General features: G+C 63.2%; 10 protein-coding genes. 1 reads left to right on the top strand and 9 read right to left on the bottom strand.

Annotation, left to right across the window (positions count from 1 at the left end; genetic code table 11):
- Positions 1-476: 476 nt before the first annotated feature.
- From DM373_RS27840 to DM373_RS27800, 9 genes are all read right to left on the bottom strand, one after another.
- Complete coding sequence (locus tag DM373_RS27840) at positions 477-1,040, bottom strand: NUDIX hydrolase (RefSeq protein ID WP_110996547.1); 564 nt, start codon at positions 1,038-1,040, stop codon at positions 477-479.
- A 2-nt stretch (positions 1,041-1,042) separates the two neighbouring features.
- Positions 1,043-1,795 carry a GntR family transcriptional regulator gene (locus tag DM373_RS27835; protein ID WP_110996546.1) on the bottom strand — a complete coding sequence of 251 codons (753 nt, stop codon included), beginning with the start codon at positions 1,793-1,795 and terminating at the stop codon, positions 1,043-1,045.
- A gap of 90 nt (positions 1,796-1,885) precedes the next feature.
- Positions 1,886-2,275 carry a carboxymuconolactone decarboxylase family protein gene (locus tag DM373_RS27830; protein WP_110996545.1) on the bottom strand — a complete coding sequence of 130 codons (390 nt, stop codon included), beginning with the start codon at positions 2,273-2,275 and terminating at the stop codon, positions 1,886-1,888.
- A gap of 153 nt (positions 2,276-2,428) precedes the next feature.
- On the bottom strand, positions 2,429-2,914 hold the full coding sequence (locus tag DM373_RS27825; RefSeq protein ID WP_110996544.1) for a flavin reductase family protein: 486 nt from the start codon (positions 2,912-2,914) through the stop codon (positions 2,429-2,431).
- Between the two features lie 12 nt (positions 2,915-2,926).
- Positions 2,927-4,408: an aldehyde dehydrogenase gene (locus DM373_RS27820; RefSeq protein WP_110996543.1), complete on the bottom strand. Its 1,482-nt coding sequence runs from the start codon at positions 4,406-4,408 to the stop codon at positions 2,927-2,929.
- Complete coding sequence (locus DM373_RS27815) at positions 4,405-5,238, bottom strand: alpha/beta fold hydrolase (protein WP_110996542.1); 834 nt, start codon at positions 5,236-5,238, stop codon at positions 4,405-4,407. The genes DM373_RS27820 and DM373_RS27815 overlap by 4 nt, the downstream gene beginning before the upstream one ends.
- A gap of 68 nt (positions 5,239-5,306) precedes the next feature.
- Positions 5,307-5,903: an amino acid synthesis family protein gene (locus DM373_RS27810; protein ID WP_003256068.1), complete on the bottom strand. Its 597-nt coding sequence runs from the start codon at positions 5,901-5,903 to the stop codon at positions 5,307-5,309.
- 292 nt (positions 5,904-6,195) lie between these two features.
- Positions 6,196-7,236: an LLM class flavin-dependent oxidoreductase gene (locus DM373_RS27805; RefSeq protein WP_110996541.1), complete on the bottom strand. Its 1,041-nt coding sequence runs from the start codon at positions 7,234-7,236 to the stop codon at positions 6,196-6,198.
- A 65-nt stretch (positions 7,237-7,301) separates the two neighbouring features.
- Positions 7,302-7,787, bottom strand: coding sequence for a flavin reductase family protein (locus DM373_RS27800; RefSeq protein ID WP_110996540.1), 486 nt, complete (start codon positions 7,785-7,787; stop codon positions 7,302-7,304).
- A gap of 317 nt (positions 7,788-8,104) precedes the next feature.
- Between DM373_RS27800 and DM373_RS27795 the strand changes: the two genes are divergently transcribed.
- Positions 8,105-9,508: a purine-cytosine permease family protein gene (locus tag DM373_RS27795; protein WP_110996539.1), complete on the top strand. Its 1,404-nt coding sequence runs from the start codon at positions 8,105-8,107 to the stop codon at positions 9,506-9,508.
- The last annotated feature ends 13 nt before the right edge of the window (positions 9,509-9,521 follow it).

Genomic DNA, 9,521 nt, shown 5'->3' with positions numbered 1-9,521 from the left:
CGCCCGAATAAAAAACACATAAACAACAGCCAAACCTAGATAGCCGTATCACTGCTCTTGATCTGCTCTTGATCTGCTCTTGATCTGCTCTTGATCTGCTCTTGATCTGCTCTTGATCTGTTTTTGCTTTTGCTTCTAAGCGCGGTAGTCCAGGCAACACAAATTGCGACTTCAGGAGGCCGAGTGGAGGTGACTGGAGGGCCCTGGTGCGCAGCACCCTTCGGCGTAGCCGAAGGCGCGAGATGTAGACTTGCGCAGCAAGTCGTAGGCCGCGCGGGCCCGTAAGGCACCGGAGCGAGGGGACCCCGGAGCGTAGCGCAGGGGCCGTATGATGGGAGCGGGCGGCTTTGGTTACTTTGGCCAAGACCAAAGTAACCCGCCGTAAGGGCGGAAAGGTGACTAAAAGTCGACATCGCCGCTGAATGCGCATACATCTACAAAAACCAACACCCTGAAACCCGAGCCCGAACCCCCACTCAACGAATGAAATGCACCTTCCCGGTATCATCATTCCCCATATAAATCCCATACACCCCCGCCTGCCGCTCAAGAATGTACCGCTCCAGAATCTGCCGAATCGCCGGGTAGTAGATCTCGTCCCACGGAATCTCGTCAGGCGCGAAGAACTTGTAGGCCAGAGTCTCAGCCCCATACTCCCCGGTCTCCTCGGTCGCAATGGCCCGGAAGATGATGTACACCTCGCTGATCTGCGGCACGCTGAAAATCGAGTAGGGCGAGACGATCTCGCCGCGCACGCCACTCTCTTCCCATACCTCGCGCAACGCCGCCTGCTCGGTGGTCTCGCCGGCCTCCATGAACCCCGCCGGCAGCGTCCAGGTCCCTGGCCGCGGCGGGATGGCCCGCTGGCACAACAGGTACTTGCCGTCACGCTCGATGATGCAGCCGGCAATGATCTTCGGATTGATGTAGTGGATATAGCCGCACCCGGTGCAGTGCAAGCGTTCGTGGGTATCGCCGTTGGGGACGCCCCGGGCCAGTTCCGTGGTGCAGTGCGGGCAGTAGCGCGGGGCGGTGGGCATGGTCAGCGGCCTATGCGAGGGTCCTTGAGGGGCAGGGGAGCGACGATTTCGCGGACCTTGGCGTTGTCGTCCTGTTTCTGGCGCAGATAGTCCAGTGCCACTTTCGCGGCGGCGCGTACATGGTCGACCGAGGCCTGGTGGGCGACTTGCGGGTCGCCGCTCTTGATCGCCTCGACGATCTTCTCCATTTCACGGTTGCTGGCGCTGCGGCGGTTCTCTTGCGACACCGACGTGGCACGCAGGTAGCTGATGCGCGCCTGCAACTGGCGCAGCTGCTGGGCGGCCACCTGGTTGCCCGAGCCTTCGAGCAGCACGTCGTAGAAGCCTTGCACCGAGTCGAGCACCTGCTGCAGCTCGCCGTCTTCCAGCGCTTCGCGGTTGACTTCCAGGGCGCGCTCCAAGGCGCGGATGTCCTTGGTCTTGGCGTTGAGGGTGAACAACTGGACGATCAGGCCTTCGAGCACGCAACGCAGCTCGTAGATGTCGCGGGCGTCTTCCAGAGTGATGATGGCCACGCGCGGGCCCTTGGCGTCGGCGAACTCGACCAGGCCTTCGGATTCGAGGTGACGCAGGGCTTCGCGGACCGAGGTGCGGCTGACGCCGAGGCGATCGCAGAGGTCGCGCTCGACCAGGCGATCGCCCGGCAGCAGGTGGAAGTTCATGATCGCGCTGCGCAGTTTGTCCAGCACGATTTCACGCAGGGTAACGGGGTTGCGGTTGACCTTGAAGCTGTCGTCGAGTGGCTGGCGTTTCATCAGGGGCGCTCTTTTATGAGGCTGTTGCGCCAACATCGCGAAGGGCCACGAACCGTGGCGCTCCTTGCAGTGGTTCGAAACAGCCCGTTGTTAACGGGTTGACTCTGCATCGGCTTCGGCGAAGGCCTCGCGGGCCAGGCGGAAACTGTCCACCGCCGCAGGTACGCCGCAATAAATGCCGACTTGGAGCAGGATCTCGCGAATCTGTTCACGGCTCAGGCCATTGCGCAAGGCGCCGCGGATGTGCAGCTTGAGCTCGTGGGGCCGGTTGAGCGCGGAAATCATGGCCAAGTTTATCATGCTGCGCTCTTTGAGCGACAAGCCATCGCGGCCCCAGACATGGCCCCAGCAGTACTCGGTAACCAGCTCCTGGAGCGGCTTGGTGAACTCGTCGGCGTTCTGGATCGAGCGGTTGACGTAGTCCTCGCCGAGTACCTGGGTGCGGATCTTGAGGCCTTTCTCGTACTTTTCGTTGCTCATCTGCCGAGGTCCTTGAACGTTGATCAAAAAGGGGGCCGCAACCGAAGGTGAGGGGGTATGCGCGGCCCCCGGAAACTGTGGAGCAGCATCGCGGGGCAAGCCCGCTCCCACGCAGGTGAGTTCGTGGGGGCGGGCTTGCCCCGCGATGGAGTATCAACCCAGCGGCGGCAACGCGCCGAGCTTGCCCTTGTGGTAGACCATCGGGGTAACCGGGTCGGCAGGCAGCACCAGGTTCTTCACTGCGCCGACGATGATCGCGTGGTCGCCGCCGTCATACTCGCGCCACAGTTCGCACTCGATGATCGCCGTGGCCTTGGTCAGCAACGGGTTGCCCAGTTCGCTCAGCTGCCAGTCGATGCCCCGGGCCTTGTCCTTGCCCTTGCCGGCGAAGGCATAGGCCTCGGCGGTCTGGTCGGCGGACAGCAGGTGGATGGCGAACTGCTTGCTGTCGCGCAGGATCGGGTAGGTGTCCGAGGCGTAGTTGGGGCAGAACAGCACCAGTGCCGGCTCGATCGACAGCGCGCTGAACGCGCTGGCGGTGATGCCGACGATGGCGCCGTCGGCGTCCAGGGTGGTGACCACGGTGACACCGGACGGGAACGAGCCCATCACGTCTTTGTAGATGCCGGGTTCGATCATCTCGTGTTCCTCCTAGCGCATCACGAACGGGTCGGGCATGGGCGCGGTGGAGAGGTTGATCCACACCGTCTTCAGCTCGGTATAGGCCAGCACCGAATCGATGCCGCTCTCACGGCCATAGCCGCTGTTCTTGAAACCGCCGATGGGGGCCATGGCCGATACCGCGCGGTAGGTGTTGACCCAGATGATCCCGGAACGCACGTCGCGGGCCAGGCGGTGGGCGCGGCCCAGGTCGCGGGTCCAGATGCCGGCGGCCAGGCCGAACTGCGAGTCGTTGGCCATCGCCAGGGCCTGCTCCTCGGTCTTGAAGCGGATTACCGCAGCGACCGGGCCGAACACTTCTTCCTGCATGATGGTCATCGAGTTGCTGTCGCACTCGAACAGGGTCGGCTCGTAAAACCAGCCGTCACCGTCGACCTCGGCACGCTTGCCGCCCATGCGCAGCGTGGCGCCTTCGGCCTTGGCCGCGGCCACCAGGCCTTCGATCACGGCCAGTTGCTGGGCGGTGGCGATGGGGCCCATCTCGCTGCGTTCGTCCTGCGGGTTGCCGATGCGGATGCTTTTGGCGCGGGCGATCAGGCGTTCGACGAACTCGTCGAAGATTTCGTCCTGCACCAGCAGGCGCGAACCTGCCACGCAGCTTTGCCCGGAGGCGGCATAAATGCCGGCCACGGCGCCGTTGATGGCACTGTCCAGGTCAGCGTCGGCGAAGATGATGTTCGGCGACTTGCCGCCCAGCTCCAGCGACAGCTTGGCGAAGTTCTCGGCGCTGCTGCGCACCACATGGCGGGCGGTGGCGGCACCGCCGGTGAAGGCGATCTTGCGCACCAGCGGATGGCGGGTGAGGGCGGCGCCGGTGCTTGGGCCGTAGCCGGTCACCACGTTGACCACCCCGCCCGGGAAGCCGGCTTCGAGGGCCAGGCGGGCCAGCTCGAGGATGGTCGCCGAGGCGTGCTCGGAGGGCTTGAGCACGATGGTGTTGCCGGCGGCCAGGGCCGGGGCCAGTTTGATCGCGGTCAGGTACAGCGGGCTGTTCCAGGGGATGATCCCGGCCACCACGCCAATCGGCTCGTGCACGGTGTAGGCGAACAGGTCCGGCTTGTCCAGCGGCAGGGTGCCGCCTTCGAGCTTGTCGGCCAGGCCCGCGGTGTAGTGGAAGAATTCCGGCAGGTAGCCGACCTGGCCGCGGGTTTCGCGGATCAGCTTGCCGTTGTCGCGGCTCTCGAGCTGGGCCAGGTGTTCCTTGTTCTCGGCGATCAAGTCGCCCAGGCGGCGCAGCAGTTTGCCCCGGGCGGTGGCGGTGAGGCCGCGCCAGGCTTTGCCTTCGAAGGCGCGCTGGGCGGCCTGCACGGCCAGCTCGACGTCGGCTTCGGCGGCGTCTGGCAGTTGCGCCCAGGCCTGGGCGGTGGCCGGGTCGAGGCTGTCGAAGGTCTTGCCGCTCTGGGCATCGAGCCACTGGCCGTCGATGCACATCTGGAAACGAACGAGGGTCATGCAACAATCCCCTTGGCGGATTCGGTGAGGGTGCGGGCTTGCTTGAGGAAGTCCAGCAGCATCTTGTTGACTTCGCGCGGCGCTTCCACCGGCATCATATGCCGTTGCTCGGCGAGGACCACGCTCTGCGCACCGGGAATACGCGCGGCGAGCTGGCGGGTCATGGCCGGGGTGGAGCCGCTGTCGAGTTCGCCGGTGGCGATCAGCGTCGGCACCTGGATGCTGCCCAGGTCGCCTTCGCGGTACATGTCCTGGGTGGCGAACAGTGAATAGGTGGTGTGGTAGCCCTGCGGGTCGTTGCTGGCCAGTACCTGGCGGATGGCGGCGACCTGGGCTGGGTTGGCCGCCTTGTATTCGCGGCTGAACCAGCGCTCGAGCGCTGCGTCGACGTTGGCGTCGGGGCCCTGTTCGAGGGCTTGCGCGGCACGGGCGATCACCCCGGCGCTCTGCTCGGGGGTGCGGTTGAACACGCTGTTGAGCACCACCAGCGCGGCCAGGCGCTGCGGGTAATCGAGCGCGAAGGCGCGGGCCACCAGGCCACCCATGGAAAAGCCGATCACGGTGGCCTGGGCGATCTGCAGGTGGTCGAGCAATTCGGCGAGCTGTTCGGCGTAGCCTTCGAGCGGCGTGTCGGTGGCGGGCACGCGGCTCTGGCCATGGCCGAGCATGTCGTAGGTGATGACGCGGTAATCGTTGGCCAGGCCGACGATCTGCCCGCCCCACATTTCCTTGTTCAGGCCCACGCCGTGGATCAGTACCACGGGCTGGCCCTGGCCGACGGACAAGTAACTGGTCCCGGCCGGTGTACGTTCAGCGACAGGCTGAATCATGGAGGGCGCTCCTTGAAGGTCGGGCGCGGCGGGTATGCTCGCCACGCCCAGGCCCGTCTTGGTTGTTGTTATTGAGCGTTGGCTTTTTCGGCAGCCAGTTCTTCCAGGTCGATGTAGCGGTTACCGATGCGTGGGTGCAGGCGGCCACCGTCGGCGGCGCCCAGCACCACGACGATCTCGTCGGCGCGCGGGGCGTCCTCGATCTGCATTTCCAGGGTGATGTAGTGCGAGCGCAGGCCTTCGTCGTCCTTCTGCATCATCGGGATCTGGATCGAGGTGCCCGGGCCGCCGCGCTTGTTGGTGAAGCTCAGGTAGCTCTTGGCCTGCACGGCTTCGCGGTAGTGGTTGCCGAAGCGCAGGGTGTGGATCACCGCCGAGGCGTGCTCGATCTCGCCGTCGGCGCCGACCACGGCGGCTTTGCCGTAGGCCTCGATCTTGTCGGCACCGCCGATGGCGGCGGTCAGGCGCTCGACCATCAGTGCACCCAGTTCGGAGCAGTTGGCGCGGATTTCCGGCTTGAGGTCTTCAACGAAACCGCGGCCGGCCCATGGGTTCTTGATCACCACGGCCAGGCCGACCATGGTCACCGGCTTGTCGGTGGCCTTGCCGCCTTCGATGCGGGTTTCTTCGGAGTAGGTGACGATTTTGCGGATTTCGAAACTCATGGGGGGCTCCTGGTGAGGGTTATCAGCTCTTGTTGTCTGATGGTATACCATAATATTTGATGTGCAAGAGGTGCCTGAAAATTTGTTTCGCCGGGGGACGAAAGGTCGGCCGATGCCTTGAAATACGGGCTTTCTGTACTGGCTCCATCGCGGGGCAAGCCCGCTCCCACGTAGACACAGCGCTGCGTGGGAGCGGGCTTGCCCCGCGATGGGGCTAAAAAAATGCCCACTCTCAGCGGCCGCGAAGGCGCTGAGAGCGGGCTGATCCCGCAATCAATCAGGCAAAGGGAATTCAGGCGAAGGCCGGCACCACTTCCTTGATGAACAGCTCCAGCGACTTTTTCTTTTCGGCATGGGGCAGGCTGTTGTCGCACCAGAAGCTGAACTCGTCGACGCCGAGTTCCTGGTAGTACTTGATGCGCGCAATGATCTCTTCGGGGGTGCCGATCATGGTGTTCTTGCGGATGTTGTCCAACTCGAACGCTGGCACTTCGGCGAACTTCGATTCAGGGCTGGGCTCCAGGAAGCCATTGACCGGGGTGGTCTTGTTACCGAACCAGGCGTCGAAGGTGCGGTAGAAGCGCGAGATGGCCTGGGCGCCGACTTTCCAGCCTTCAGGCTCCGACGGGCTGTGCACGTGGGTGTGGCGCAGCACCATCAGTTGCGGGCGCGGCACATCCGGGTTGTTGTCCAGGGCGGCTTGGAACTTGTTCTTCAGGTCCAGCACTTCTTCGTCGCCCTTCATCAATGGGGTGACCATGACGTTGCAGCCATTGGCCACGGCGAAGTTGTGCGAGTCGGGGTCGCGGGCGGCGATCCACATCGGCGGCGTGGCGTTGAACGGCTTGGGCACGCTGGTGGAGGTGGGGAACTTGTAGACTTCGCCGTCATGGGCGTAGTCGCCTTCCCACAGCTTGCGCACCACCGGCACCATTTCGCGCAGGGCCTTGCCACCGTCGGTGGCCGGCATGCCGTTGGCCATACGGTCGAATTCGAACTGGTAGGCACCGCGGGCCAGGCCCACTTCCATGCGACCGTTGCTGATCACATCGAGCAGGGCGCATTCGCCGGCCACGCGGATCGGGTTCCAGAACGGCGCGATGATGGTGCCGGCGCCCAGGCGGATTTTCTCGGTGCGTGCGGCGAGGTAGGCCAGCAGCGGCATCGGGCTCGGCGAGATGGTGTACTCCATGGCGTGGTGTTCGCCGATCCATACGGTGCTGAAACCGCCGTCTTCGGCCATCAAGGTCAGTTCGGTCAGGTCTTCGAACAGCTGGCGGTGGCTGACCTGTTCATCCCAACGTTCCATGTGCACGAACAACGAAAATTTCATGGGGCTTTCCTCGGAGCTTGTTGTCTTGTTGTTGCCTGCCGGGGCAGGTTTTCAGATGGGTTGTATCAGGCGAAGGCTGGCAGGCTGGCCATCTTGCCGCGGCAGTAGATCATCGGCCGTGGTGCCTCTTGCGGGACGATCAGGTTGTGCACCTTGCCGACCATGATGGCGTGGTCGCCACCTTCGTATTCGCGCCACAGTTCGCATTCGATGACGGCGGTGGCGCCGGCCAGGATCGGGTTGCCGAGATCGCTCAGGGTCCATTCGATGCCGCTGGCCTTGTCCTTGCCCTTTTTCGCGAATGCATAGGCTTCGGCTTGCTGCTCACCGGACAACAGGTGAATGGCGAAGCGTTTGTTCTTCATCAATACAGGGTAGGAGTCGGAGCTGTAGTTGGGGCAGAACAGCACCAGTGGCGGGTCCATCGACAGCGAGGAGAAGGCGCTGGCGGTGAGGCCGACGATCGAGCCGTCGTCGTCCAGGGTGGTGATGACGGTAACGCCGGACGGGAAGGAGCCCAGGACGTTCTTGTAGACAGTTGCGTCGATCATCTTGTGTACCTCGGAAGGGCTGCGGTGGTCCGCGGTTTTTATCGTTGATGTGTCTGATGGTATACCGTAATACCTATTTTGCAAGCGGAATTTTCTGGTGCGCGGATAACGCGATGAACGGTTAAGGCCCCGTATTCATTGGGTTTGACAGTGAAATGGCTGCGCCACGGCGGGGCACTGGGCAGATCAGATGCGCTGAAAAAGCGCGGTGCAGTGTTGTCAAAAGTTTGGAATACCATAATATGGTCTGCAGCTGAGAGGCCGCCTTGAGCGGTTTCCATACAAAGATAAAAAACGACCTTTCGAGCTGAAAACCTATGTCCCAACCGTCGTCGCAACACCAGTTTGTCGAAAATCACACGGTCGATTACGTTCCACCTGCCGAGCGCCATGGGAAGGCGCGCGACCTGTTCACCCTGTGGTTCAGCACCAACATCGCGCCACTGCCCATCGTCACCGGGGCCATGGTGGTGCAGGTGTTCCACCTGAACCTGTTGTGGGGCCTGATCGCCATCGCGCTGGGCCATCTGCTGGGCGGTGTGGTACTTGCCCTGGCCTCTGCGCAGGGACCGCAGCTGGGCATTCCGCAGATGGTGCAGAGCCGTGGCCAGTTCGGCCGCTATGGCGCGCTGCTGATCGTGTTCTTCACCGCGCTGATCTACGTCGGCTTCTTCATTTCCAACATCGTCCTGGCGGGCAAATCGATCCACGGCATCGCCCCCAGCGTGCCGATGCCCAGCGCCATTGTCATCGGCGCCCTGAGCGCCACCGCCATCGGCGTGATCGGCTACCGCTTCATCCACATCCTCAACCGCATCGGTACCTGGGTGATGGGCTCGGCGTTGCTGGCCGGTTTCATCATGATGTTCGCCCAGGACCTGCCGGCCGACTTCTTCAGCCGTGGCGCGTTCAACCTGTCGGGCTTCATCGCCACGGTGTCGCTGGGCACCATCTGGCAGATCAGCTTCTCGCCGTACACCTCCGACTACTCGCGTTACCTGCCGCGTGAGATCGGCATTGCCAAGCCGTTCTGGGCCACCTACTTCGGCGCCACCCTGGGCACCATCCTGTGCTTCAGCTTCGGTGCGGTGGCGGTGCTGTGCGTACCGGAAGGTACTGACGCCATGGCGGCGGTCAAACAGGCCACCGGTTGGCTGGGGCCGATCCTGATGGTGCTGTTCCTGCTCAACATCATCAGCCACAACGCCCTCAACCTTTATGGTGCGGTGCTGTCGATCGTCACCGCGATCCAGACGTTCGCCGCCCAGTGGACGCCGAGCATCAAGGTGCGCGTGGTGCTGGCGACGGTGATCCTGGTGGCTTGCGGCATGGTCGCGCTGAACGCTTCGGCCGACTTCATCGGTGAGTTCATCGGCCTGATCCTGGCACTGCTGCTGGTGCTGGTGCCGTGGGCGTCGATCAACCTGGTGGACTTCTACCTGATCAAGAAGGGCGAGTACGACATCGCCTCGATCTTCAGCGCCGACGGTGGCATTTATGGCCGCTTCAACCACCACGCGATCATCGCCTACGCCTGCGGCATCCTGGTGCAGCTGCCGTTTGCCAACACGTCGCTGTATGTCGGGCCGTACTCGAACATCGTCGAAGGGGCAGACTTGTCGTGGCTGTTCGGCTTGATCGTGACCGTGCCGCTGTATTACTGCCTGGCGACGCGCAATACGCCGGTGAAGGCGGGCAGGGTGGTCGGCGCGAACGACTGATTCATCGCGCAGA

It is taken from the genome of Pseudomonas sichuanensis (genome assembly GCF_003231305.1).
Lineage (GTDB): Bacteria > Pseudomonadota > Gammaproteobacteria > Pseudomonadales > Pseudomonadaceae > Aquipseudomonas > Aquipseudomonas sichuanensis.
This window is presented reverse-complemented; position numbering and strand designations above follow the sequence as displayed.

Bases quoted from the DNA above. Each gene is read 5' to 3' on its own strand.
- DM373_RS27840 (WP_110996547.1), bottom strand. From the start codon at position 1,040: ATGCCCACCGCCCCGCGCTACTGCCCGCACTGCACCACGGAACTGGCC.
- DM373_RS27835 (WP_110996546.1), bottom strand. From the start codon at position 1,795: ATGAAACGCCAGCCACTCGACGACAGCTTCAAGGTCAACCGCAACCCC.
- DM373_RS27830 (WP_110996545.1), bottom strand. From the start codon at position 2,275: ATGAGCAACGAAAAGTACGAGAAAGGCCTCAAGATCCGCACCCAGGTA.
- DM373_RS27825 (WP_110996544.1), bottom strand. From the start codon at position 2,914: ATGATCGAACCCGGCATCTACAAAGACGTGATGGGCTCGTTCCCGTCC.
- DM373_RS27820 (WP_110996543.1), bottom strand. From the start codon at position 4,408: ATGACCCTCGTTCGTTTCCAGATGTGCATCGACGGCCAGTGGCTCGAT.
- DM373_RS27815 (WP_110996542.1), bottom strand. From the start codon at position 5,238: ATGATTCAGCCTGTCGCTGAACGTACACCGGCCGGGACCAGTTACTTG.
- DM373_RS27810 (WP_003256068.1), bottom strand. From the start codon at position 5,903: ATGAGTTTCGAAATCCGCAAAATCGTCACCTACTCCGAAGAAACCCGC.
- DM373_RS27805 (WP_110996541.1), bottom strand. From the start codon at position 7,236: ATGAAATTTTCGTTGTTCGTGCACATGGAACGTTGGGATGAACAGGTC.
- DM373_RS27800 (WP_110996540.1), bottom strand. From the start codon at position 7,787: ATGATCGACGCAACTGTCTACAAGAACGTCCTGGGCTCCTTCCCGTCC.
- DM373_RS27795 (WP_110996539.1), top strand. From the start codon at position 8,105: ATGTCCCAACCGTCGTCGCAACACCAGTTTGTCGAAAATCACACGGTC.